We start from the raw sequence: 22,552 nt of genomic DNA on the forward strand, positions 1-22,552 counted from the left end.
GTGCTCTCTACCTCCTCCCCTTGTGGGAGAAGGCAAGAACGCTGCCGAGCAAAAGATTTCAATGCCCCATCGCAGCGATTGCATCCGCAATCGCGATCGTCCGCCGCGCCATGTCGGCGTGCAGCCGTTCCACCATCCGCCCGTCGAGCTGGATCGCCCCGCGCGAGGCGTTTTCCGGCTGTTCGAACGCCGCGATGACCTTGCGCGCCTGCTCGACCTCCTCGGCCGGCGGCGTGAAGATGGCGTTGCAGGCCTCGATATGGCTCGGATGGATCAGCGTCTTGCCGTCGAAACCGAGGTCGCGGCCCTGCGCGCATTCGGTGGCGAAGCCGTCGATATTGCTGATGTCGCTGTAGGGACCGTCGAGAATTTCGAGCCCGTGCGCGCGCGTCGCCAGGATGCAATGCGTGATCATCGGGATCATCGCCGCACGGCCCGGCTGCATGCGGATCCGCGTCTCCCGCGAGATATCATTGGGCCCGAACACGAAGCCGGCGAGCCTTGTTTCGGAATCCTTCGATGCCGCTGCCAGCTTGTCCGCATCGAGCACCGCGCGCGCGGTTTCGATCATCGCCCAGACCCGGATCGACATATCGGCGTTGATATCGCTCAGGCGATTCGCAATGGCGTTGAGATCGGCAACGGTGGAAATCTTGGGAACCAGAATGCCGTCGGGCCGGGCCTTGCCGGCCATGGTGACGTCCTCGACCCACCAGGGCGTATCGAGGCTGTTGACACGGATCAACACCTCGCGCTTGCCGAAGCCGCCGGCCGCGATCGCCTTGGCGATCTGGTCGCGGGCCATCGCCTTGGCGTCCGGCGCCACCGAATCCTCAAGGTCCAGAATGATGCCGTCGGCGGACAGATTGCGCGCCTTTTCCAGCGCCCGCGCGTTCGATCCCGGCATGAACAACAGGCTGCGGCGCGGACGGGTCATGGACTGGTTTCCTCTGGGGCGTTTTGAGCCCCACGCCCTAACATTTCAAACCACGGTCCGAAAGCCTTGTTCCGGTCATCGGCTTGTGGTTAGGCAGGACCCAGAACAGGCACAGGCAACATGACAACGTCATTCCCGCAACATCTGCTCGACGGCTACCGGGCCTTTACCTCGCAGCGGCTGCCCACCGAACAGACGCGCTACCGGGAACTTTCCGAGCGCGGCCAGTCGCCCGCCGTGATGGTGATCGGCTGCTGCGATTCCCGCGTCTCGCCGGAAGTGATTTTCGATGCCGGCCCTGGCGAGCTGTTCGTGGTGCGCAACGTCGCCAATCTGGTGCCGGTCTATCAGCCGGACGGCGGCGCCCACGGCGTTTCGGCGGCGCTGGAATATGCCGTCAACGTGCTCCGCATCAGGCACATCGTGGTGCTCGGCCACGCCCAGTGCGGCGGCATCCGCGCCTTCATCGACAAGATCGACCCGCTGTCGCCGGGCGATTTCATCGGCCGCTGGATGGCGATGTTCATCAAGCCGGGCGAAATCGTCGAGCAGCGCGAGCGCGAAACGATGCAGGACTTCACCGTCAGGATCGAAAAGGCCGCGATCTTCCGCTCAATCGAAAACCTGATGACGTTCCCGTTCGTGCGCACCCGCGTCGAGCGTGGCGAGATGGAATTGCACGGCGCCTATTTCGGCGTCGCCGAGGGCTCTCTGTTCGTGCTCGATCAGGAAGCGAAGGAATTCCGCAGCGTGCGGGAAGCGGCGTAGGTGCCGTAGGGTGGGCAAAGGCGCAACGCGCCGTGCCCACCATCTATCGTCGACCGCAATGCTGAATGGTGGGCACGCTTCGCTTTGCCCACCCTACGAATTCCGCTTACGCCGCCTTCTTCTTCGCGCTGATCAGCTTGCGGTTGATCAGGCATTCGGCGATCTGCACCGCATTCAGCGCAGCGCCCTTGCGCAGATTGTCGGAGACGCACCACAGCGCGAGGCCGTTCTCCACCGTCGCGTCCTCGCGGATGCGGCTGATATAGGTTGCGTCCTCGCCGGCCGACTCATAGGGCGTGACGTAGCCGCCGGGCTCCTGCTTGTCGATGACGAGGCAGCCCGGCGCATTGCGCAGGATGTTGCGCGCTTCATCGGCGGTGATCGGATTCTCGAACTCGATGTTGACGGCCTCGGAATGGCCGACGAACACCGGCACGCGCACGCAGGTGGCGGTGAGCTTGATCTTGGGATCAAGAATCTTCTTGGTCTCCGCCATCATCTTCCACTCTTCCTTGGTGTAGCCGTCCTCCATGAAGACATCGATGTGGGGGATGACGTTGAAGGCGATGCGTTTGGGGAATTTCTTGTTGACCAGCTCGTCATTGGTGTAGACGGCCTTGGTCTGCGAGAACAGTTCGTCCATCGCATCCTTGCCGGCGCCGGAGACCGACTGATAGGTCGCGACCACGACGCGCTTGATGACGGCCTTGTCGTGCAGCGGCTTCAGCGCCACCACCAGCTGCGCGGTCGAGCAGTTCGGATTGGCGATGATGTTCTTCTTGGCAAAACCCTTGGCCGCGTCCGCGTTCACTTCGGGCACGATCAGCGGCACGTCCGGGTCCATCCGCCAAGCCGACGAATTGTCGATCACGACAGCGCCGGCGGCGGCGATCTTGGGCGACCATTCCTTCGACACCGAGCCGCCGGCCGACATCAGGCAGATATCGACGTCGGAGAAGTCGTAGTGCTCGAGCGCTTTGACTTTCAGGGTCCGGTCGCCATAGGAAACCTCGACGCCGACGCTGCGGCGCGAGGCCAGCACCACGACCTCATCGGCGGGGAATTTGCGCTCGTCGAGTATGTTGAGCATTTCGCGCCCGACATTGCCGGTCGCACCGACGACAGCGACTTTGTAACCCATCGTTCACTCTCCGAGGAAAAATGCCGCCCCGCCGCCTCAGGCGGAAAGGGAGAAGGCAGCGCTTCTATGCGAGAAACGCCCTTATGACAACGTGTGACGGTTGCGTTTGGGCGTTTGATGCATTCGTTTCCGGCCAGAACGGCCAATTTCCAATATAGGGCGAGAATTCACCCGGCGCTGGCAAGCTTTGTGGACGAAGTCTGCGGCACGCTGGCACGGCTCTGCGCCTATCTGATGACGCTGGCGCTGATGGCCATTGGCGGTATCGCGCTATGGCAGCATCTCCCGGAAGTCACGGCGACGGAGGCCTCGCCCAAGACCTGGAGCCAGGCCGGACGCACGGCGCCGGCCTTTGCCGTCAGCCAGTTCGTTTTTCCAGGCAAGACAGAGACTTACGAAATTTTCAGACACCCCGAGGGCGGCCGGAAGGACGTGTTCCACTGGAGCGGCGCCGGCGGCACGCCGGTCGCTGAACTCGAAATCTACCGCGCGGGTGAAGAAATCGACCAGGTCGGCTCGGCGGCCGGCTACCTCGCCGCACGAATGGATCCGGCGGGCGCGCGCGAGCTGGAGGCTGCCGGAATCATCGACAGCAAGTTCGGTGCCGTGACCCTGTTTCGCCGGCTCGGCGGCACCGAGGCCGCCCGCGCCTGCCTGCGATTTTTCAAACATGTCGATGAACCGAAATTCCGCCTCTCGGGCTGGTCATGCCTGGGCGAGGATGTCCCCGCCCGCCGCGCCGCGATCAGCTGCATGCTGAACCGGCTGGTGCTGCTGACGGCCGGCAGCGACGCCAAGCTGGCGGAATTGTTTGCCCGCGCCGAGGTCAGGCGCAGCGACTGCGGGACATCGGGCGCACCGGTCTTGTCTGCGGACTGGGTGATGGGCGCGGATAATCCGCGGCTGCGCGGCGCCCTGTAGCCCGGCGTCGGCGGGGCTAAGCCTTCGACCGCCCCTGACAATTGTGGCAACAAGCGGCCAAGACACTGGTTTTCATGAAACTTTTTCGCTTCGCGAGGTATTATTCCGTCGCGGTGTGGCGCAATTGACCTAGCGACGATAGTCCCGCCGTGGCTACAATGTGCACAACCACAGATTTGGCGATCCGCCAGCCCGTCACGGGCGGACAATGACGAGGATGCAATGACCCGAAAATTCCCTGCTGCGAGCAAGCTCGCGATGATGCTTGCTGCCGCCGCCCTCGTCGCGGTCAGCGCGACCTCCGCCAGCGCCCAGTCCAGGCAGCAATATGACCGGGACGGCCGCCCCTATTACGGCGCGAACGGTCCCAATCGCTCGTACCAGCAGGGCCGCACCCGCGTTTACGTCACCACCCGCTCCTGGCTCGATGCCGGCACCGAAGTGTTGCCGGGCGACCGGAAGTTCATGGACTACGCCTTCCCGTCGCCGTTCGGGTACCCAACGTTCGCGCGCGAAAACCTCAACCGCCCGATCGACCGCCAGCCGCTTAACCCGCCGTCGGACATGGGTGGCTACCCGCTGGCCATCCCGCTCCCGCCGTATTGAGCGACAGCCATATGACGAAAAATGCCCGGTTGAGACCGGGCATTTTTTACGTCGATCATTGGACCCCACGCCCTTCCGGTTTTCGATCTATCGACCCGCAGAGAGTGCCGGATCGTAGCGCTTGCAAAACTGCTCGATCGCTTCGGAGCGGAAATCGCTCAGGCGCTCGAAGATGACCTCATCCGGCCAATCCCACCAGGCGATGCGGCGCAGGCTTTCGGCGACAGAATCAGGAAAGCGCTTGCGGATCGGGCGCGCAGGAACCCCGCCGACGATGGTATAGGGCGGCACATCACGGCTGACGACCGCGCCCGCGGCAATGACTGCGCCATCGCCAACGGTCACGCCCGGCAGGATGATGGCGGCATGCCCGATCCAGCAATCATTGCCGACGATCACCCGGTCGCTTCGACGCTCCGCAAAGAAATCGCGATCCCGCGTTGCCGTCGCCTCATAATATTCCGGGCAGTAGGTGAAGCGATGCTGGGACGGGCGACCAATCGGGTGGTTCGGCGCGCCGATCCGGACCGAGTTGGCGATTGCCGTGAACTTCCCGATCACGGCGTCGGCGACCTCGCAATTCTCCCCGATATAGGAGTAGTCGCCGAGCGAGGCATATTCGATGCGCGTATTGCGCAGGACTTCGCAACGCCGGCCGATCTTCGCCTCGCGCAGGCGCACCGTTTCATGGATGATTGTTTCCGCGATCTTGGGTCGATGCGACGCGTCCATGAACCGGCTCCGATGAAGTGCAGCGCGTAGCCCGGATGGAGCCAAGCGCAATCCGGGAATCCTGCGCTTGCGAGATAGGCCCCGGATTTCGCGGAGCCTGTCATCGGGCGCGCATTCGCGCGACCCGTTGGCTCCATCCGGGCTACGACCTTACATCACTCACGCGTGCAGCTTCTGCAACTCCTTCAAAATAGCCTCGCCCATCTGCGTGGTTGAGGCAGCCGTCGTGCCCTCGGACTTGATATCAGCGGTACGAAGACCGCTGGCGAGCACGGCGGCGATCGCCGCGTCGACCTTGTCGGCCAGCGCGCCCATATCGAAGGAATAGCGCAGCGCCATTCCGAACGAGGAGATCATCGCGATCGGGTTGGCGAGGCTTTGGCCTGCGATATCGGGGGCGGAGCCGTGCACCGGCTCGAACAGCGAGCGGCGCTTCTTGGTCTTGGCGTCAATCTCGCCGAGCGAGGCCGAGGGCAGCATGCCGAGCGATCCCGTGAGCATCGCCGCGATATCGGACAACATGTCGCCGAACAGATTGTCGGTTACGATGACGTCGAACTGCTTTGGCGCCTTCACCAGCATCATGCCGCCGGAATCGGCGAGCTGATGCTCCAGCGTCACGTCTTTGTATTCGCGCGCATGCACGGCCGTCATGACCTCGTTCCAGAGCACGCCCGACTTCATGACGTTGCGCTTCTCCATCGACGTCACCTTGTTGCGGCGCTTGCGCGCCAGATCGAAGGCGACGCGGCCGATGCGCTCGATCTCATAGGTGTCGTAAACCTGGGTATCGATGGCGCGCTTCTGGCCATTGCCGAGATCGGTGATGGTTTTCGGCTCGCCGAAATAGACACCGCCGGTCAATTCGCGCACGATCATGATGTCGAGGCCCTCGACCGCCTCGCGCTTCAGGCTGGAAGCCTCGGCCAGCGCCGGGTAGCACACCGCAGGCCGCAGATTGGCGAACAGGCCGAGATCCTTGCGCAGCCGCAGCAGACCAGCCTCGGGCCGCACCTCGTAGGGCACGCTATCCCACTTCGGACCGCCGACCGCGCCGAAGATGATGGCGTCCGCGGCCTTGGCCTTGTCCATGTCGCCTTCGGAGATCGATACCTTGTGCGCGTCATAGGCGGAGCCGCCAACGAGCCCCTGTTCGGTCTCGAATTTCGCGATGCCTTGCGCGTTGATCCAGTCGATCAGGCGCTGCACCTCCCCCATCACTTCGGGGCCGATACCGTCGCCAGGGAGAAGCAGCAGTTTATGGGTCGCCATGGTCGTTTACCTCGATATTGCTGTTTGTCGTCATTGCCGGGCTTGACCCGGCAATCCATCCCGCTTCGCAAAATCTTCTGAAGATGGATGGATGCCCGGGTCGAGCCCGGGCATGACAAGCGAAGGAAATCCGGGCGGAGTGCTAAAACGCCGGAAGCGGATTGGCAAGGCATCGGAGACAGGTCAAAAAGGCAGGGAACGAGCAGCCCGCAAGCCCCCTCAAGAAGGCACCAAGACGGACCTCATGACCGCAGCCATTATCTACGCCTTTGCCTCGGCGTTCTTCCTGGGCGCCGGGGTCGTCCTGGCGCAACTCGGCCTGCGGACCGTCGATCCGCTATCGGGAGCCGCGATCAGCGTTCCCTCCTTCACGCTCCTGTTCCTTCTGCTGTCGCCGCTGATCCTCCAGGGCGAGCCCGTGGTCTGGGCCGGCCTGCCGATCTTCATCGCCATCGGCCTGTTTTTTCCGGCCTCGCTGACGCTTTTGACTTTTGCCTCGAACCGGGCGCTCGGACCCGTCATTACCTCGACACTCGGCAACCTCGCGCCGCTGTTTGCGGTGGCGACGGCGGTGATTCTGCTGCACGAGCCGCTGCAGCCACCGCAACTGCTCGGTCTCCTCGTTGCCGTCGCCGGTGCCGCGATCATCACGGTAACCCGCCCTCGCGACCTCGGCCATTGGCGGAGCTGGGCACTGTTATTGCCACTGTGCAGCGCGCTGATCCGCGGCATCGTGCCGCCGGTGGTCAAGCTCGGGCTTGCGGTCTGGCCAAGCCCGCTCTGGGCCTGCCTGGTCGGCTACGTCATGTCGTCGCTGGTGGTGCTGTCCGTTCAGCGCGCCCGCACCGGCAGCTTTTTGGTGCAGGCCCCCCGCGCCGGGCTTTTCTGGTTCGCCATGACCGGGATCAGCAATGGACTGAGCGCGCTCACGCTGTTCGCAGCGGTCCGCAACGGCCCGATCACGCTGGTGGCGCCGCTGGCTGCGATCTATCCGCTGGTCACGGTGGGCTTAAGCGCCGTCGTGCTGAAGCACATCGAAATCACCGCGCGCATCGTGGCGGGCACCGCGCTGACCGTGCTCGGCGTCGTGCTGGTCTTGATCGGCTGATGCCGTTGCAGGATTGGCACGACACCGTTGCGAACGGCGCACCTGTGCAATCCCCGCGCTGCCTGCCAGAATAACGGATTGCCGGAGCCTGACGTGCGATTCCCACACATTCACCAGACATACGCCCATCCCGCGCGGCTAATCCTGATCCTGTCGCTGGCACCCACCGTCGGGCTCGGCATTGGCCGCTTCGCCTATGCGCTGGTGCTGCCTGATATGCGCGATACGCTGCTCTGGTCCTATTCTGCGGCCGGCTTCATGAACACGGTCAATGCGGCCGGCTATCTCGCGGGCGCGCTGCTCGCCTCGCGCATGATCCGGCGATTTGGCCTGGTCGCTTCGGTGCGCTGGGGCACGCTGGCTTGCGTGTTGTCGCTGGCGCTGTGCGCCGTCACAGGCAATTTCTACGTTCTGAGTTTTGCGCGGCTGCTGGCGGGCGTCGGCGCTGCGGCCGGATTCGTCGGCGGCGGCACGCTCGCTGCGACCATCGCGCAGTCGCGGCCCGAGCGGGCGAATTTTCTGCTCAGCCTGTTCTATGCCGGACCCGGGATCGGCATTCTCGCATCCGGGCTGGTTGCCCCGTTTGTGCTGCAAGGGTTTGGGCCCGGCTCGTGGTGGATCGTCTGGTGGGCGATGACGGCGCTTGCGGTCATCTTGACGATCCCGGTGCTGCTCGCGCCGCTTCATGACGGCGCGACGGCCGCCGCAACGGCAACGGCCAAATTCGCGATTGCCCCGGTCGTGATCTACCTCGCGGGCTACTTCCTGTTCGGCGCCGGCTATATCGCCTACATGACCTTCATGATCGCCTATGTCCGCGATGCCGGCGGCGGCGCGGCCGCCCAGAGCGCGTTCTGGAGTCTGATCGGCGTGAGCGCGTTCGCGACGCCGTGGGTGTGGCGCCGCGTGCTCGCGCTCGACCGCGGCGGCCTCGCCACGACAATCATTCTCGGCGTCAACGCGATCGGCGCCGCATTGCCGATCTTCGGACAGTCGGTGTGGCTGCTCGCGATATCGGCGCTCGTGTTCGGCGTCGCCTTCTTCGCCGTGGTCGGCTCCACCACCGCCTTCGTTCGCTTCAACTATCCGCCGCAGGCCTGGCCGACGGCGATTGCGGCGATGACGATTTCATTCGGCATCGGCCAGACGCTCGGCCCGATTGTGGTCGGCGCGATCACGGATGCGGTGGGCAGCCTGTCGTTCGCGCTGAACGTTTCCGCGGCGATGCTGGCGCTGGCTGCGGTGCTGTCGGCGTTTCAGAAGAAGATGGCACGGAATGCATAGGCTGGGGCAAGGGCGCTCTTGCGCCGTGCCCACCATGGATCTTGCGCGCTGGCAATGGTGGGTACGCTTCGCTTTGCCCACCCCACGATTCAGCGGCTTTCGCCGCCTGCGGCAGTTTGCGGCGTCAAGCGCCGTCGCCCTGTGATACAGTGACCGCTCGGCACCGCACTTAAGCGGATGGCACTCCGAAGCACCCGGCAATGCAGAAACGGAGAAGCGATATGGAGATGAAGGGGGACGAAACCTATTTCGATCTCGGGCCGTACAGCCGCAAAATCACCACCTCATCGCCTGACGCCCAGCTTTGGTTCGACCGGGGCCTCAACTGGCTGTTCGGGTTCAACCACGCCGAAGCGATCAAGTGCTTCCAGAAGACGCTGGAGCACGACGCCGAATGCGCCATGGCGCACTGGGGCATCAGCTATGCCTCGGGTCCGAACTACAACCTGCCCTGGGTTCGCTACGATCCGCTCGGACGGCAGATGGCGCTATCGGCATCTTATGAAGCCATGCAGGCCGCCCTTGCGCATGCCGGCAAGGCGAGCCCGGTCGAGCAAGCGATGATCCAGGCCCTCCGCGCGCGCTATCCGCAACGCGAGGCGATCGAGGATATGGCGCCTTGGGACAAGGCCTACACCAGGGAAATGCGCAAGATCTTCGATGCTTATCCCGACGATCTCGACGTCCGGGCGGTCTTTGCCGAGTCGCTCATGAACGAGACGCCGTGGCAGATGTGGGACCTGCCCTCCGGCAAACCGGCGGGAGCGGGCACCGAGGAATGCAGGGCGGTGCTGGAATTCGCTCTCGAGCGGGTCCCCGCTGCATGGGATCACCCGGGCCTATTGCATCTCTACGTCCACCTGATGGAGATGTCGCCGTTTCCGCAAGCCGCACTGCGCGCCGGCGACCGCTTGCGCGAGATCGTCCCGGATTCCGGCCATCTCATCCACATGGCGACACATCTCGACGTGCTGTGCGGACACTACAAGGACGTCCTTGTCTATAATCAGAAGGCGCTGGCGACCGACCGCAGGTTCCTCGCCTACTCGGCGGATCCGGGCGTCTACCTCGTCTACGTCATTCACAACTTCCACTTTGCGATCTACGGCGCCATGTTCCTCGGCCAGTACACGCCCGCCATCGCGGCGGCCGAGGAACTGATCGCCACGATTCCCGAGGCGGTGTTGCGGATCGAATCGCCGCCGATGGCGGATTTCCTCGAAGGCTATCTGACGATGAAGCAGCACGTGCTGGTGCGCTTCGGCAAATGGCGCGAGATCATCGCACAAGAACTCCCGGCGGATCGCGACCTCTACTGCTCGAATGTTGCGATGATGCACTACGCCAGGGCGGTCGCTCATTCGGCGCTCGGCAATGTCGCCGAAGCCGAGACGGAGAAGGCCTTGTTCATGGCGGCGAAGACCCGCGTGCCCGAGAGCCGCCGCGTCCACAACAACAAGATCGTCGATCTCCTGGGCGTGGCCGAAGCGATGCTGGACGGCGAGCTGGAGTATCGGAAGAGCAACCATGACACGGCCTTCGCGCACCTGCGCAGGTCGGTCGAACTCAGCGACGGACTGCCCTATGACGAGCCGTGGGGATGGATGCAGCCGACCCGACATGCCCTAGGGGCACTTCTCCTCGAGCAAGGACGGATCGAGGAAGCCGAGGCGGTATATCGCTCCGACCTCGGGCTTGACGGCAAGCTGAGCCGCGCCTGCCAGCATCCCGACAATTTGTGGTCACTGCACGGCCTGCACGAATGCCTGGTCCGTCGCGGCGAAAAGGCCGAGTCGGCGCTGATCAGGCAGCGGCTCGACCTGGCGCAGGCGCGCGCGGAGATTCCGATCAAGGCGTCCTGCTTCTGTCGTCGCATGGACATGGCGGCCGCGTAATCGTTCGCGGCGCCGCAAGGGGCACGCAGCGAAGGCTCGGCGGTTGTTGCCGGCGGCATCCTATGACAACATCCAGGCTTCGGTTTTTATGACTTCTGGATGCCTATGCCACGGCGGAAATATACTTGGGAAAAACTGTCGGATGAGCAGCTGCTCAAGCAACGCCTCAGCAGTCTGAGGGTGACGGTCGAAGACACCTGGCTCGAAGATTGTCTCAGCGCTCTCTATGAAGAGCTCGGAGCGCGGGACATACGGCTGCGGCCGCATGCATGGGTATCGAGCGAATGGTTTAGCCCGGCAGATGTGCCCGGTATTGCCATTCCATTCTATCTCGCCCATCCCCGCCTGATGAAGATCGAGAAGAAAATGATGCTCGACGTCGAGGGCGGCACCTGGTCCGAGTGCATGGCCATTCTCCGCCACGAGGCAGGCCACGCCATACAGCACGCCTACCAGCTGCAACGCCGCCGGCGCTGGCAGCAGCTGTTCGGACCGTCCTCGAAACACTACCCGCGTTACTACCGGCCCAATCCAGCTAGCCGGAGTTATGTCCAGCATCTTCGGCTCTGGTACGCGCAGAGCCATCCGGACGAAGATTTTGCCGAAACCTTCGCGGTGTGGCTGCGGCCGCGGTCGAACTGGCGGACGCGATATGCCGGTTGGCCAGCACTGAAGAAACTCGAATATGTCGACGAACTGATGGACGAAATCGCCGGGAAGCGACCGCTAATCACGACGCGGGAGCGTGTCGATCCGCTCCGTGAGCTCGATCAGACACTTGGCGACCACTATCAAAAAAAGCAGGCATTCTACGCCTTCAAGGCGCCGAAGACTTACGACCGTGACCTCTCCCGGCTCTTTTCCGCCGATCCACGGCATCGCCGGGAGCAACCGGCTTCGCTCTTCATCAGGCGGCACCGGGCTCAAATCAGGCAGATGGTTGCGCGATGGACGGGCGAGAACCAACTTACGCTTGATGCTGTGCTTGACGACATGATCGCCCGCTGCCGCGAGCTCGATCTGCGTGCCGTCGGCTCCAGACAGAAGCTGGTGATCAATTTCACCATACTGTTGACCGCCAAAACCATGCACGCGCTGTTCGGCCCATCGCGGCGCAAATGGATCGCTCTATGAGACGCCTGCGCATTCTAGTGTTGATGCATCCGGACTTCATGCCCCCGGACTCTACCGACGGATACACCGCGCGGCAAATCAATGAATGGAAAACAGAATTCGACGTCGTAAGCACCTTGCGTGCGGCTGGCCATGAAGTTCACCCACTCGGCGTGCAGGAGGAAATCAAGCCGGTGCGCGACGAGATCGAAGATTTCAAGCCGCATGTGGTGTTCAACTTGCTCGAGCAGTTTCACCATGAGCCGGTGTATGACCAGCACATTCCAAGCTATCTCGAGCTGATGAAGATCCCATATACCGGGTGCAATCCGCGTGGCCTGATCCTGGCGCGCGGCAAGGATCTGTCCAAGACGTTGGTGCACCATCGCCGGATCGCGGTGCCGGCCTTCGCCGTGTTTCCGATGCGCCGCAAGGTCAACCGGCCAGCACGTCTTGCGCTGCCGCTGATCGTCAAGAGCTTGAACGAGGATGGATCGTTCGGTATCTCGCAAGCGTCCATCGTTGATACGGACGAGAAGCTCGCAGAGCGCGTCGCCTTCATTCACGAGCGGGTCGGAACTGCCGCCATCGCCGAGCAATATATCGAGGGACGTGAGCTCTACGTAGGCGTACTCGGCAATACCAGGCTGCGCGTCCTGCCGGTTTGGGAATTGAAATTCGGCAGCATGGGCGGCCAGGGCGCACGGCACATTGCCACCCAGAAGGTCAAACACGATCCCGATTATCAGGAGCGGGTCGGAATCGAAGATGGGCCGGCCAAGGATCTTGCGCCGGAAGTACACGCCCGTATTCAGCGAATAGCAAAACGCATCTACCGAACGCTAGGGCTCGATGGATACGCGCGCATCGACTTTCGCCTCGCTGCCGACGGCACGCCGTATTTCATTGAAGCGAACCCCAATCCCGAAATCGCAAAGAGCCAGGAGTTCGCTACCGCGGCTCTGCATGACCGCCTCGATTACCCGGACCTGCTGCATCGCATTCTGGCGCTCGGAATAAGCCGGGCAAAGGCAGGCGTATCCGTGGGCTGAAAGGCAACATCAAACGGGGCATGCACAGCGGTGGTGCGCTCCGAAATTCAGGCCGCATCACGTCGTGAAATGAGGCGGACTAAACACCGCTGAACGAATTATACCCCTGGTCTTCCCAGAAGCCGCCCTTGTAGTCGTTGGTGACTTCCATCGAGATCACGTATTTCGGGCTCTTGAAGCCGAGTTTTGTCGGCACCCTGATCCTCATCGGGAAGCCATAAATGCGCGGCAAAATCTCGTCGCTGAACTTGAAGCTCATCTGGGTCTGCGCATGCAGCGCGGACGGCATGTCCAGCGGCGAGTTGTAACCGTCCCTGTCGGCGCACTGGAACCAGACATATTTCGCGCGCGTATCTGCGCCGATCAGTTTCAGGAAATCGCGCAAGGGGACGCCGGTCCAGCTTCCGATCGCGCTCCAGCCTTCGACGCAGATGTGGCGCGTGACCTGCTTGACCTGCGGCAACTGATAAAGCTCGTCCAGCGTCCAGGACTTCTTGTTTTCAACGAGGCCACGCACCTCGAGCTTCCAGCTCTTGCCGTCGATTTCAGGCGCGTCGTCGACGTCATAATAGCCATTGAACGGGAACGGCTTTGTGATGGCGCTTTCCGGATATGTCGGCGCCATGGCGTTCGGATTGAAGATCAACGCCTGCACGCCGTCATTGAACTTGGAAACCTGCTTCAGCATTTCTTCGGCCGAGAAACTGTCGGTCACGTCGCAGCCGGTGAGCAGCGTCAGCGCACCAAGGCTGGCGCCGCCGGAGATGAAGCGCCGGCGGGTGAGGTCGGGCATGGTCTTGACGGCGTCTCGGATGAGCAGCGTCTTGTCGACGCCGGGGATCAGGAGATTGCGCATGCGGCCCATGGTCATACTCCCTTAATTAGCGGCCGATGATCATGGCGCGCAGGCTCCTCGGCACCAGAAGAGCGAGCACGACATGGATCACCATGAAGGCGACAATGCCGGCCATGCAGAAGAAGTGGACGTAGCGGGCGGCCTCGTAGCCGCCGAACAGCGCCGTCAGATACTGAAACTGGACCGGTTTCCAGATCGCCAGACCCGACAGGACAATGAGGATGCCGACGATGATGACGCCGGCATAGAGCAGCTTCTGCACCTGATTGTATCTGGTGAGATCCGCATGCGACAGCTTGCCGGTCAGCGCCGCCTTGGTGTCCGAGATCACGCCCTCCGGCGTGATCGGCAGCAGCTTCTTGCGGAAGCGGCCGGTGGCAAGGCCCACAATCAGATAGATCAGGCCGTTGACCATCAGTAGCCACATCGCGGCGAAATGCCAGAGCAGCGCACCGGCGAGCCAGCCGCCCAGCGTGATGCTCGAGGAGAATGTGAAACCGAACAGCGGCGAGGCATTATAGATCTGCCATCCCGACATGATCATCAGGACCATCGCGAAGGCGTTGGTCCAGTGCAGCGCCCGCACCCAGGCCGGCTGGATGATCTTTGCCTTGGCTGGCGCGGCATGTTCGTTGCTGGCTGTTACGGCCGACATGGCTTTTCCCCGCTTGAAAATCGTTATCGTTTATACGCCGGGAACCGGCTTTTCGTTACTGCCATGGCGCGAGCAGATCGACGCATGGCGGCTATCGCCTTCACAAAAAAGCGAGCCGGGTTGCCCCGGCTCGCCCAATCCACGCGCCCCTGTTGGGACCAGTCAGGTGCGCGCGGGGAGTTTTAGGACGCCGGCATCAGCACGGTATCGACCACATGGATCACGCCGTTCGACTGGTTGACGTTGGTGATCGTGACCGTCGAGGTTCCGCCCTTGGCGTCGACGATCCAGGTCTTGCCGTCGGCCTTCTTGACCGTCAGCTCCTCGCCTTCGGCAGTCTTGAGCTTCTTGCCATCGGTCAGGTCGGACGCGGCGAGCTTGCCGGGCACGACATGGTAGGTGAGGATCTTGGTCAGGGTCGCCTTGTTCTCAGGCTTCACCAGCGTCTCTACCGTGCCGGCCGGCAGCTTGCCGAAGGCGGTGTTGGTCGGCGCGAACACCGTAAACGGGCCCTTGCCTTCCAGCGTCTCGACCAGGCCGGCGGCCTTCACCGCGGCAACCAGCGTGGTGTGGTCCTTCGAGTTGACGGCGTTCTGGATGATGTTCTTGGACGGGAACATCGCCGCGCCGCCGACCATCACGGTCTTTTCTTCCGCGCTTGCGGGCGCGGTGACGGTGGCGGTGAAAGCCAGTGCGCTGAACACGGCGGCCGACAGCAGTGCAATACGTTTGGACATGGAATCTTCTCCCGAGGATTGCGATGGCCGGCGGGGCATCCGCCGGTGATGAAAACAACGACGCTGGTCGATGGACCGGTTGTGTTCGTCGTCGTTGAGCCGAGCTACGGGAGGTTTTTGGCCCGGTTTCGGGGAATAAATTATCGTGATGGCTGAAACTTTTGGGGGCGCGGATCGTGGCCGAGCACCAGAAGCCGGATGGAGCGAAACGCAATCCGGGAGAACTCGGTCCGCTCGTGAGACCGTCCCGGTTACGCTGCGCTCCACCCGGGCTACGGAGGAGACTAATCCCTGTTCGCTGGCGTCTGGATGAACCCGCGATTATGCGTCGGGCTGATCAGGATCTCGTTGACGCACACGCGAGCCGGCAGGCTGGCGACAAAGGCGATGGTGCGGCCGCAATCTTCCGGTTGCAGCATTTTCGCCTGCTCTTCCTCCGACGGCACCACCGGGCGCAGCTTCAGGATCGGGGTTGCGACCTCGCCGGGCGACAGGCAGCAGGCGCGCAGGCCGTTGACGCATTCGTCCATGTTGAAGGAATGGGTCAGCGCCAGCACCGCGTGCTTGGTCGTGGTGTAGGCCGGGCCCGGCATTTTCGAGACGTGGCGGCCGGCCCAGGACGCGACGTTGATGATGCAGCCGTCCTTTTGTTTCCTCATTGCCGGCAGCACCGCGCGCATGCAGTAGAGCACGCCGTTGAGGTTGATCTCGACGACCTTGTCCCAGCCCTCCAGCTCCATGTCGGCCCAGCTTCGCTTCGGCACATTGAGGCCGGCGCTGTTGACCAGCAGGTCGATCCGGCCGTGTTTGGCCAGGATCTGGTCCGCGGCCTTGTTCACATCGGCCTTATTGCTGACATCGAGCTGGATCGCCTCGGCCTTGCCGCCCTTTTTGGTGATGTTGGCGACGACGCGTTCGAGTTCTTCCTTGCGCCGTCCCGAAACCACCACGGTCCAGCCGTCGGCCGCCAGAAATTCCGCCCCAGACTCGCCGATTCCGCTGCCACCGCCGGTTACCCAAGCCACCCGTTTCCCGTTATTTGTCATGCAAACTGTCTCCGTTGCTTTTAGAAGGGCGTTCTTGCTAATCCAGCCGGCGAAATTCCGCCCGGGCCAGCGCCCTTCAGGGAATGTTGCATGAACACGACCGCCAACGCCAACCTGTTTTCCCGCCTGTTCGATACGCTCGACGATCCGAACCGGCTCGCGATCGAAATGCTCGACGGCACGCGCATCAGCTATGGCGAGCTGATCGCCCGCGCCGGTCAGATGGCGAATGTGCTGGTCTCGCGCGGCGTCAAGCCCGGTGACCGCGTCGCGGCGCAAACCGAAAAATCGGTGCCGGCGCTGATCCTCTACCTCGCGACGGTTCGCGCGGGCGCGGTCTATCTGCCGCTCAACACCGCCTATACGCTCAACGAGCTCGACTACTTCATCTCCGACGCCGAGCCGTCGCTGGTCGTCTGCGATCCCTCGAAGGCGGAAGGCATCGGTACGATCGCCGCCAAGGTGAAGGCCAAGGTCGAGACGCTCGGCGCCGACGGCAAGGGATCGCTGACGGATGCCGCGGCCAAGGCGGGGGCCGCGTTCGCGACCGTCGCCCGCGCCAATGACGACCTCGCCGCGATTCTCTACACGTCAGGCACCACCGGCCGCTCCAAGGGCGCGATGCTGACGCACGACAATCTCGCGTCAAACTCCTACAGCCTGGTCGACTACTGGCGCTTCACCGACAAGGACGTGCTGATCCACGCGCTGCCGATCTATCACACCCACGGCCTGTTCGTGGCGAGCAACGTCACTTTGTTCGCACGCGCCTCGATGATCTTCCTGCCAAAGCTCGACCCTGAAACGATGATCAAGCTGATGGCGCGCGCGACCGTCATGATGGGAGTGCCAACGTTCTACACGCGGCTGCTGCAGAGCCCGGCGCTGTCGAAGGAATCGACCAAGCACATGCGGCTGTTCATTTCGGGCTCCGCGCCGCTGCTCGCCGACACCCACCGCGAATGGTCCGCGCGCACCGGCCACGCCGTACTGGAACGCTACGGCATGACCGAAACCAACATGAACACGTCCAACCCCTATGACGGCGAGCGCGTGCCCGGCGCGGTCGGCCTTCCCCTGCCCGGCGTCTCCGTGCGCGTCACCGACCCCGAGACCGGCAAGGAGCTTGCGCGCGACGAGATCGGCATGATCGAGGTCAAGGGCCCCAACGTGTTCAAGGGCTATTGGCGGATGCCGGAAAAGACAAAATCCGAATTCCGCGACGACGGCTTCTTCATCACCGGCGATCTCGGCAAGATCGACGCCAAGGGCTATGTGCACATCCTCGGCCGCGGCAAGGACCTGGTGATATCAGGCGGCTTCAACGTCTACCCGAAAGAGATCGAGAGCGAGATCGACGCCATGCCGGGTGTGATCGAGTCCGCCGTGATCGGCGTGCCGCATGCCGATTTCGGCGAAGGCGTCACTGCGGTCGTGGTCTGCAACAAGAACGCAGGCGTCACCGAGGCCGGCGTGTTGAAGGCGCTCGATGGACGGCTGGCCAAATTCAAGATGCCGAAGCGCGTCTTCGTCGTCGACGAGCTGCCGCGCAACGCCATGGGCAAAGTGCAGAAGAATATTTTGCGGGATACCTATAAGGATATCTATGCGAAAGCGTAGGAGCCAATCGCTCCGGGGAGCAAATCATGAACCGGGAACAGGCCAAAGGTATTCTTGACCACCTGCTCGCGGCCGCATTCGAACTCGACGAAGCGAGGGCAGCAGCAGAGATTCTTGAAGATCAAGATGAGGATGCCGCCTCGCTCAAGAGGCTTATCATCAAGCTCAATTCCGAACTGCTGCAGACGGCCTATGATCGCTTTCCAGGTCTCATCCCGTTCGAAGAATTTCCCGAAATCAGCAGCTCGCTCTGTTGGGATCAAGTACAGCTTCCGCCTTCTGTATCGGTGGCCGAGATCGACCGGATCATCTTCTCCGTCATGAAGCCGCGATGGCAGAAAATGGCCATGGTGGTTGGCAATGCGTCCGTGCGGAGCGAGGCGATCGAGGTGCCGGTCAGCCACGAAATGTTCGCTGCTCGCATCCAGGCTTTGGCTGCGGCCGGCCGTCTCGAGAATCAGGGCGACCTCCGTAGATGGCGCCATAGCGAGATCAGATTGAAGGCTGAACCTGCGCCTCAGTAGCCCGGATGGAGCGAAGCGTAATCCGGGAACGGTCTGTCCATCCGCGCAAGAGTCCCGGATTTCGCTTCGCTCCATCCGGGCTACGCGCTACTGCCCGTTCAACAAGCTGATCACGAACCTTCCGCCGACGATGAACATATAGGTGCTGAACGCCGCCTCCAGCGCGCGTTTCGACAATGCATGCGCCACCTTCACCCCGAGCGGTGCCGTAACAAGCGTGGTCGGCATCACCAACAGCGCGCCGATCAGCGAGACATAGCCGAGCGAGAATGGAAGCTGCAGCGCGGCGACATCGGGAAAGCGCGCGGCGGCCGGCCAGCCGGCGTAGACATAGCCGATCGCACCGGGAATCGAGATCAGTACTGCAATCGCCGACGAGGTCGCGACCGCCTGATGGATCGGCCGGCCGTAGAAGGTCATCAAGAGGTTCGCGAACAAGCCACCGCCCACGCCCATCAAGGTCGACAACAACCCGACGAAGAAGCCGTAAACGCGCATCAGAAAGCCCTTCGGCACGTCGTCGCCGAGCTTCCAGGTTTCCCGCGACAGCAACAGCCGCGCCGCCGCCGACCACGCCACTACCACGAACACGATCTTGAACAGCCGCTCCGGCGCAAAGCGCGCCGTGACGCTGCCGGCCACAACACCAAGCACGATCGGCAGCCACCAGCGCCTGAGAATGCCCATGTCGACCGCGCCCCTTTTGTAATGGGCGCGAAACGAAGCGAGCGAGGTCGGGATGATGATGGCGAGCGAAGTACCGATGCAGAGCGGCATCCGTACTTCCAGCGGGACGCCGGCGAGGCGGAAGCATTCATAAAAAACCGGGACCAGGATCGCACCGCCGCCGATACCGAACACGCCGGCAAGAAACCCCGACAGCGCCCCGACTGCGATCAGCAGCAATGCGAGTTCGATGAGTTCTCTCGGATCGAGGCCGGCGATCATGTCTTGCGCATCTCGCGTTCTGGATTTGCGGCCGCGATAGCCGCCGCGGGGCAGCCTTAGCTGTTTCTGAAATGCGGGAGTATCCATTCTCTCATGGGGCACCCTTGCCGCGCGATCGCGACCATCATCACTGCCTGGTGTTCTCAGGTGCCCGGCACCGCTGAGCGGCGCTTCTCGGGCAACACAAAGGCGGGCCGCAAAATCCGCATATCGGGTCGGCTCTGGATGAATAGCCTCGATGCCCTTGCCCACCGCCGCGAAGGAGGGCGTTGGCATCGTGCGGGTGCCGTCATGGCAGGCCGAAGCCGATCTCGCGGCCGGCCATCTGGTCCGCCTGCGATTACGAACCCGCTCCGGCCCGCTGCACCTGATGTTTCAGCCATCGCGGCGAGGCTTCTCCGAAGGTCCGCGTCTTCGACGACCTACCTCGTTGAGCGATGGCGCGGCGTCGATGCGTTCGGGTTTCCGCCGCGGCCGCCAATGAACAGAACCAATATTCAATTCTTCAACCGTGCCAACCGGCTCTGGTATACCAAGCCGCTGATCAATCGCATTTCATAGCCGTGCTAGTAATGAACCGCGGTTCGATTCCAAGCCATTTGGCCGTTGCGCGGACTGTTTCGACTCCGTAAATAGAATTCATCTACCGCGTTCCCCGATGGGCCGGCCGCGGTCCCACACAACATAAAGCTGCCGAATGACCGCCAGGATCGAACGACCGATATCGCCCCATTTGCAGACCTATCGCGTGACCCTGACGATGGCGCTGTCCGTCATCCATCGCGCCACCGGTATTGCGCTCTATTTCGGTACCCTGCTGCTGTCCTGGTGGCTGATCGCCGCCGCCTCCGGGCCCGGGGCCTATGCCAATGTCCAGGCCTTCACCGGCAGCATCATCGGCAAGCTGATCGTGTTCGGCTACACGTGGGCGCTGCTGCATCATCTGTGCAGCGGTTTCCGCTACTTCTTCTGGGACCTCGGCTACGGCTTCAAGGCCAATGAGCGCGAGGCGCTGACCTGGGGCGCGCTGATCGCGGGCATTTCGCTGACCGTCCTTGTCTGGATCGTCGCGTATACGGTCGGAGGCGGACGATGAGCAGCCGTTCGTCGATGCGCACGCCGCTCGGCCGGGTCCGCAATCTCGGTTCCTCGCATTCCGGCACCAGCGATTTCTGGCGCCAGCGTCTCACCGCGGTGGCGATGGCGCTCCTGATCCTGCCCGTTATCGTCATCGTGCTGATGCTGATCGGCCGCAACCAGGCGGGTGCGGCGCAAATTCTCGGCTCGTTGCCGATCGCGATCATCCTGGTCCTCTTCATCATCGCCAGCGCCTGGCACATGAAGATCGGCATGCAGATCGTGATCGAGGATTATATCCACAACGAGAAGCTCAAGCTCGCCAGCGTGATGGCGAACAATTTCTTCTGTATCGCGGTGGCGCTTGCCTCGATTTACGCGATCATCAAACTGTCATCGGGAGTGTAGCCCATGGCTGCTGACGGCAACGGCAAGGCTACCAACGGCAGTGGCCCGGCCACCAACGGAAAAGCCTATCCGATCGAGGACCACACCTACGACGTGGTGGTGGTCGGTGCCGGCGGCGCCGGCTTGCGCGCCGTGGTCGGCTGCTCGGAAGCCGGCCTGCGCACCGCCTGCATCACCAAGGTGTTCCCGACCCGCTCGCATACGGTCGCCGCGCAAGGCGGCATCTCGGCCTCGCTCGGCAACATGCATCCGGACGACTGGCGCTGGCACATGTACGACACGGTCAAGGGGTCGGACTGGCTCGGCGACCAGGACGCGATCGAATACATGGTGCGCAACGCGCCCGAAGCCGTCTACGAGCTGGAGCATTGGGGCGTGCCGTTCTCGCGCACCGAGGACGGCAAGATCTACCAGCGCCCGTTCGGCGGCATGACCATGGACTACGGCAAGGGCCAGGCCCAGCGCACCTGCGCCGCCGCCGACCGCACCGGCCACGCCATGCTGCACACGATGTACGGTCAGGCGCTGCGCCACTCGGCCGAATTCTACATCGAATTCTTCGCCATCGATCTGATCATGGACGACCAGGGCGTCTGCCGCGGCGTGATCGCGCTCAAGCTCGATGACGGCACGCTGCATCGCTTCCGCGCCCAGACCACCATCCTTGCCACCGGCGGCTATGGCCGCGCCTACGCCTCCTGCACCTCGGCGCATACCTGCACCGGCGATGGCGGCGGCATGGTGCTGCGCGCCGGCCTGCCGCTGCAGGACATGGAATTCATCCAGTTCCACCCGACCGGCATCTATGGCTCGGGCTGCCTCGTCACCGAGGGCGCCCGCGGCGAAGGCGGCTATCTCGTCAATTCCGAGGGCGAGCGCTTCATGGAGCGTTACGCGCCCTCCGCCAAGGACCTCGCCTCGCGCGACGTCGTCTCGCGCTCGATGACCATCGAGATCCGCGAAGGCCGCGGCGTCGGCAAGAAGAAGGACCACATCTACCTGCACCTCGATCATCTCGATCCCAAGGTACTGAACGAACGGCTTCCGGGCATTTCCGAATCGGCGAAGATTTTCGCCAATGTCGACGTTACCCGTGAGCCGATCCCGATCGTGCCGACCGTGCATTACAACATGGGCGGCATTCCGACCAATTATCACGCCGAAGTGCTGACCAAGAGGGACGGCGACGACAATGCCGTGGTGCCCGGCCTGATGGCGATCGGCGAAGCCGCCTGCGTGTCCGTGCACGGCGCCAACCGGCTCGGCTCCAACTCGCTGATCGACCTCGTCGTGTTCGGCCGCGCCGCCGCGCTGCGGCTTGCGGAAAAGCTGACGCCGAACGGCAAGCAGCCGGACCTGCCGAAGGATTCGTCCGATCTGGCGCTCGGCCGGCTCGACCATTATCGCTACGCCTCCGGCGGCACGCCGACCGCAAAACTGCGCGAAGGCATGCAGCACGTCATGCAGAGCAATTGCGCGGTGTTCCGCACCGGCGAGATCCTGCACGAAGGCCAGAACCTGATCCACAAGGTCCATGGCGGCATCGGCGACGTCGCGACGACCGACCGCTCGCTAGTCTGGAATTCCGACCTGATCGAAACGCTCGAATTCGACAATCTGATCGTGCAGGCGGTCGTCACCATGGATTCGGCGGCGAACCGCACCGAAAGCCGCGGCGCGCATGCGCGCGAGGACTTTTCCGAGCGCGACGACAAGAACTGGATGAAGCACACGCTGGCCTGGATCGACGATCACGGCAACACCACGATCGACTATCGCCCCGTGCACAATTACACGATGACGAACGACGTTCAGTACATCCCGCCGAAGGCGCGGGTTTATTGATGACGAC

General features: G+C 62.8%; 23 protein-coding genes. 14 read left to right on the forward strand and 9 right to left on the reverse strand.

All coding sequences use genetic code 11. The annotated features are described in order from the left end of the window. Nucleotides 1-58 precede the first annotated feature (58 nt). The gene (locus ACH79_RS09860) at nucleotides 59-937 is read right to left on the reverse strand and encodes a CoA ester lyase (protein WP_161850854.1); all 879 of its coding nucleotides are present in this window, start codon (nucleotides 935-937) and stop codon (nucleotides 59-61) included. 120 nt (nucleotides 938-1,057) lie between these two features. Between ACH79_RS09860 and ACH79_RS09865 the strand changes: the two genes are divergently transcribed. Next, nucleotides 1,058-1,705, forward strand: a complete 648-nt coding sequence (locus ACH79_RS09865) for a carbonic anhydrase (protein WP_161850855.1) — start codon at nucleotides 1,058-1,060, stop codon at nucleotides 1,703-1,705. 106 nt (nucleotides 1,706-1,811) lie between these two features. On the opposite strand, the gene ACH79_RS09870 is transcribed toward ACH79_RS09865, so the two are convergent. Beyond that, nucleotides 1,812-2,846, reverse strand: a complete 1,035-nt coding sequence (locus tag ACH79_RS09870) for an aspartate-semialdehyde dehydrogenase (RefSeq protein WP_161850856.1) — start codon at nucleotides 2,844-2,846, stop codon at nucleotides 1,812-1,814. A 189-nt stretch (nucleotides 2,847-3,035) separates the two neighbouring features. Here ACH79_RS09870 and ACH79_RS09875 point away from each other — a divergent pair, with 189 nt between their 5' ends. Together ACH79_RS09875 and ACH79_RS09880 are read left to right on the forward strand one after the other, a co-directional pair. Next, nucleotides 3,036-3,767 carry a hypothetical protein gene (locus ACH79_RS09875; RefSeq protein WP_371419380.1) on the forward strand — a complete coding sequence of 244 codons (732 nt, stop codon included), beginning with the start codon at nucleotides 3,036-3,038 and terminating at the stop codon, nucleotides 3,765-3,767. Nucleotides 3,768-3,989: 222 nt separating this feature from the next. Then, nucleotides 3,990-4,373 carry a hypothetical protein gene (locus tag ACH79_RS09880; protein WP_161850858.1) on the forward strand — a complete coding sequence of 128 codons (384 nt, stop codon included), beginning with the start codon at nucleotides 3,990-3,992 and terminating at the stop codon, nucleotides 4,371-4,373. A gap of 87 nt (nucleotides 4,374-4,460) precedes the next feature. Here the strand turns inward: ACH79_RS09880 and ACH79_RS09885 are convergent, their stop codons facing one another. Both ACH79_RS09885 and leuB read right to left on the reverse strand, forming a co-directional pair. After that, nucleotides 4,461-5,105, reverse strand: a complete 645-nt coding sequence (locus ACH79_RS09885; RefSeq protein ID WP_161850859.1) for a DapH/DapD/GlmU-related protein — start codon at nucleotides 5,103-5,105, stop codon at nucleotides 4,461-4,463. A gap of 159 nt (nucleotides 5,106-5,264) precedes the next feature. Further along, complete coding sequence (gene leuB / locus ACH79_RS09890) at nucleotides 5,265-6,377, reverse strand: 3-isopropylmalate dehydrogenase (protein WP_161850860.1); 1,113 nt, start codon at nucleotides 6,375-6,377, stop codon at nucleotides 5,265-5,267. Between the two features lie 244 nt (nucleotides 6,378-6,621). On the opposite strand from leuB, the gene ACH79_RS09895 reads away from it, so the two are divergent. From ACH79_RS09895 to ACH79_RS09915, 5 genes are all read left to right on the forward strand, one after another. After that, nucleotides 6,622-7,485, forward strand: a complete 864-nt coding sequence (locus ACH79_RS09895; protein WP_161850861.1) for an EamA family transporter — start codon at nucleotides 6,622-6,624, stop codon at nucleotides 7,483-7,485. A gap of 93 nt (nucleotides 7,486-7,578) precedes the next feature. Further along, nucleotides 7,579-8,769, forward strand: a complete 1,191-nt coding sequence (locus tag ACH79_RS09900) for a YbfB/YjiJ family MFS transporter (protein WP_161850862.1) — start codon at nucleotides 7,579-7,581, stop codon at nucleotides 8,767-8,769. Between the two features lie 221 nt (nucleotides 8,770-8,990). Then, nucleotides 8,991-10,664, forward strand: coding sequence for a hypothetical protein (locus ACH79_RS09905; RefSeq protein ID WP_202639211.1), 1,674 nt, complete (start codon nucleotides 8,991-8,993; stop codon nucleotides 10,662-10,664). Between the two features lie 180 nt (nucleotides 10,665-10,844). Next, a complete protein-coding gene (locus ACH79_RS09910; RefSeq protein WP_246738493.1) occupies nucleotides 10,845-11,798 on the forward strand; it encodes a putative zinc-binding metallopeptidase in 954 nt (317 codons plus the stop codon). Then, the gene (locus tag ACH79_RS09915; protein WP_161850863.1) at nucleotides 11,795-12,829 is read left to right on the forward strand and encodes an ATP-grasp domain-containing protein; all 1,035 of its coding nucleotides are present in this window, start codon (nucleotides 11,795-11,797) and stop codon (nucleotides 12,827-12,829) included. Before ACH79_RS09910 ends, ACH79_RS09915 begins: the two co-directional genes overlap by 4 nt. Nucleotides 12,830-12,908: 79 nt before the next feature. Here ACH79_RS09915 and ACH79_RS09920 read toward each other — a convergent pair whose 3' ends face one another. From ACH79_RS09920 to ACH79_RS09935, 4 genes are all read right to left on the reverse strand, one after another. After that, the gene (locus tag ACH79_RS09920) at nucleotides 12,909-13,694 is read right to left on the reverse strand and encodes a molybdopterin-dependent oxidoreductase (protein ID WP_161850864.1); all 786 of its coding nucleotides are present in this window, start codon (nucleotides 13,692-13,694) and stop codon (nucleotides 12,909-12,911) included. Nucleotides 13,695-13,710: 16 nt separating this feature from the next. Further along, on the reverse strand, nucleotides 13,711-14,340 hold the full coding sequence (locus ACH79_RS09925; RefSeq protein ID WP_161850865.1) for a cytochrome b/b6 domain-containing protein: 630 nt from the start codon (nucleotides 14,338-14,340) through the stop codon (nucleotides 13,711-13,713). Nucleotides 14,341-14,522: 182 nt separating this feature from the next. Beyond that, nucleotides 14,523-15,077, reverse strand: coding sequence for a fasciclin domain-containing protein (locus ACH79_RS09930; RefSeq protein WP_161850866.1), 555 nt, complete (start codon nucleotides 15,075-15,077; stop codon nucleotides 14,523-14,525). Between the two features lie 284 nt (nucleotides 15,078-15,361). Continuing rightward, nucleotides 15,362-16,123, reverse strand: a complete 762-nt coding sequence (locus ACH79_RS09935; protein WP_161850867.1) for an SDR family oxidoreductase — start codon at nucleotides 16,121-16,123, stop codon at nucleotides 15,362-15,364. Between the two features lie 90 nt (nucleotides 16,124-16,213). Here ACH79_RS09935 and ACH79_RS09940 point away from each other — a divergent pair, with 90 nt between their 5' ends. Further along, the gene (locus ACH79_RS09940; RefSeq protein WP_161850868.1) at nucleotides 16,214-17,743 is read left to right on the forward strand and encodes a malonyl-CoA synthase; all 1,530 of its coding nucleotides are present in this window, start codon (nucleotides 16,214-16,216) and stop codon (nucleotides 17,741-17,743) included. A 26-nt stretch (nucleotides 17,744-17,769) separates the two neighbouring features. Then, complete coding sequence (locus ACH79_RS09945) at nucleotides 17,770-18,267, forward strand: DUF3658 domain-containing protein (RefSeq protein ID WP_161850869.1); 498 nt, start codon at nucleotides 17,770-17,772, stop codon at nucleotides 18,265-18,267. An 87-nt stretch (nucleotides 18,268-18,354) separates the two neighbouring features. On the opposite strand, the gene ACH79_RS09950 is transcribed toward ACH79_RS09945, so the two are convergent. Further along, entirely contained in the window at nucleotides 18,355-19,215 is an 861-nt protein-coding gene (locus ACH79_RS09950) for a sulfite exporter TauE/SafE family protein (protein ID WP_161856295.1), read from the reverse strand. A 238-nt stretch (nucleotides 19,216-19,453) separates the two neighbouring features. On the opposite strand from ACH79_RS09950, the gene ACH79_RS09955 reads away from it, so the two are divergent. From ACH79_RS09955 to sdhA, 4 genes are all read left to right on the forward strand, one after another. After that, nucleotides 19,454-19,699: a hypothetical protein gene (locus ACH79_RS09955; protein ID WP_161850870.1), complete on the forward strand. Its 246-nt coding sequence runs from the start codon at nucleotides 19,454-19,456 to the stop codon at nucleotides 19,697-19,699. Nucleotides 19,700-19,912: 213 nt separating this feature from the next. Then, nucleotides 19,913-20,311, forward strand: a complete 399-nt coding sequence (gene sdhC / locus ACH79_RS09960) for a succinate dehydrogenase, cytochrome b556 subunit (protein ID WP_057837772.1) — start codon at nucleotides 19,913-19,915, stop codon at nucleotides 20,309-20,311. A gap of 14 nt (nucleotides 20,312-20,325) precedes the next feature. Then, a complete protein-coding gene (gene sdhD, locus ACH79_RS09965; RefSeq protein WP_161856296.1) occupies nucleotides 20,326-20,700 on the forward strand; it encodes a succinate dehydrogenase, hydrophobic membrane anchor protein in 375 nt (124 codons plus the stop codon). 3 nt (nucleotides 20,701-20,703) lie between these two features. Next, a complete protein-coding gene (gene sdhA, locus ACH79_RS09970) occupies nucleotides 20,704-22,545 on the forward strand; it encodes a succinate dehydrogenase flavoprotein subunit (protein ID WP_161850871.1) in 1,842 nt (613 codons plus the stop codon). The last annotated feature ends 7 nt before the right edge of the window (nucleotides 22,546-22,552 follow it).

The sequence above is a fragment of the Bradyrhizobium sp. CCBAU 051011 genome (assembly GCF_009930815.1).
Lineage (GTDB): Bacteria > Pseudomonadota > Alphaproteobacteria > Rhizobiales > Xanthobacteraceae > Bradyrhizobium.

Bases quoted from the DNA above. Each gene is read 5' to 3' on its own strand.
- ACH79_RS09915 (WP_161850863.1), top strand. From the start codon at position 11,795: ATGAGACGCCTGCGCATTCTAGTGTTGATGCATCCGGACTTCATGCCC.
- ACH79_RS09955 (WP_161850870.1), top strand. From the start codon at position 19,454: ATGCCCTTGCCCACCGCCGCGAAGGAGGGCGTTGGCATCGTGCGGGTG.
- ACH79_RS09925 (WP_161850865.1), bottom strand. From the start codon at position 14,340: ATGTCGGCCGTAACAGCCAGCAACGAACATGCCGCGCCAGCCAAGGCA.
- ACH79_RS09865 (WP_161850855.1), top strand. From the start codon at position 1,058: ATGACAACGTCATTCCCGCAACATCTGCTCGACGGCTACCGGGCCTTT.
- sdhC (WP_057837772.1), top strand. From the start codon at position 19,913: ATGACCGCCAGGATCGAACGACCGATATCGCCCCATTTGCAGACCTAT.
- leuB (WP_161850860.1), bottom strand. From the start codon at position 6,377: ATGGCGACCCATAAACTGCTGCTTCTCCCTGGCGACGGTATCGGCCCC.
- ACH79_RS09930 (WP_161850866.1), bottom strand. From the start codon at position 15,077: ATGTCCAAACGTATTGCACTGCTGTCGGCCGCCGTGTTCAGCGCACTG.
- ACH79_RS09940 (WP_161850868.1), top strand. From the start codon at position 16,214: ATGAACACGACCGCCAACGCCAACCTGTTTTCCCGCCTGTTCGATACG.
- sdhD (WP_161856296.1), top strand. From the start codon at position 20,326: ATGCGCACGCCGCTCGGCCGGGTCCGCAATCTCGGTTCCTCGCATTCC.
- ACH79_RS09895 (WP_161850861.1), top strand. From the start codon at position 6,622: ATGACCGCAGCCATTATCTACGCCTTTGCCTCGGCGTTCTTCCTGGGC.
- ACH79_RS09880 (WP_161850858.1), top strand. From the start codon at position 3,990: ATGACCCGAAAATTCCCTGCTGCGAGCAAGCTCGCGATGATGCTTGCT.
- ACH79_RS09950 (WP_161856295.1), bottom strand. From the start codon at position 19,215: ATGATCGCCGGCCTCGATCCGAGAGAACTCATCGAACTCGCATTGCTG.
- sdhA (WP_161850871.1), top strand. From the start codon at position 20,704: ATGGCTGCTGACGGCAACGGCAAGGCTACCAACGGCAGTGGCCCGGCC.
- ACH79_RS09860 (WP_161850854.1), bottom strand. From the start codon at position 937: ATGACCCGTCCGCGCCGCAGCCTGTTGTTCATGCCGGGATCGAACGCG.
- ACH79_RS09870 (WP_161850856.1), bottom strand. From the start codon at position 2,846: ATGGGTTACAAAGTCGCTGTCGTCGGTGCGACCGGCAATGTCGGGCGC.
- ACH79_RS09885 (WP_161850859.1), bottom strand. From the start codon at position 5,105: ATGGACGCGTCGCATCGACCCAAGATCGCGGAAACAATCATCCATGAA.
- ACH79_RS09920 (WP_161850864.1), bottom strand. From the start codon at position 13,694: ATGGGCCGCATGCGCAATCTCCTGATCCCCGGCGTCGACAAGACGCTG.
- ACH79_RS09905 (WP_202639211.1), top strand. From the start codon at position 8,991: ATGGAGATGAAGGGGGACGAAACCTATTTCGATCTCGGGCCGTACAGC.
- ACH79_RS09935 (WP_161850867.1), bottom strand. From the start codon at position 16,123: ATGACAAATAACGGGAAACGGGTGGCTTGGGTAACCGGCGGTGGCAGC.
- ACH79_RS09945 (WP_161850869.1), top strand. From the start codon at position 17,770: ATGAACCGGGAACAGGCCAAAGGTATTCTTGACCACCTGCTCGCGGCC.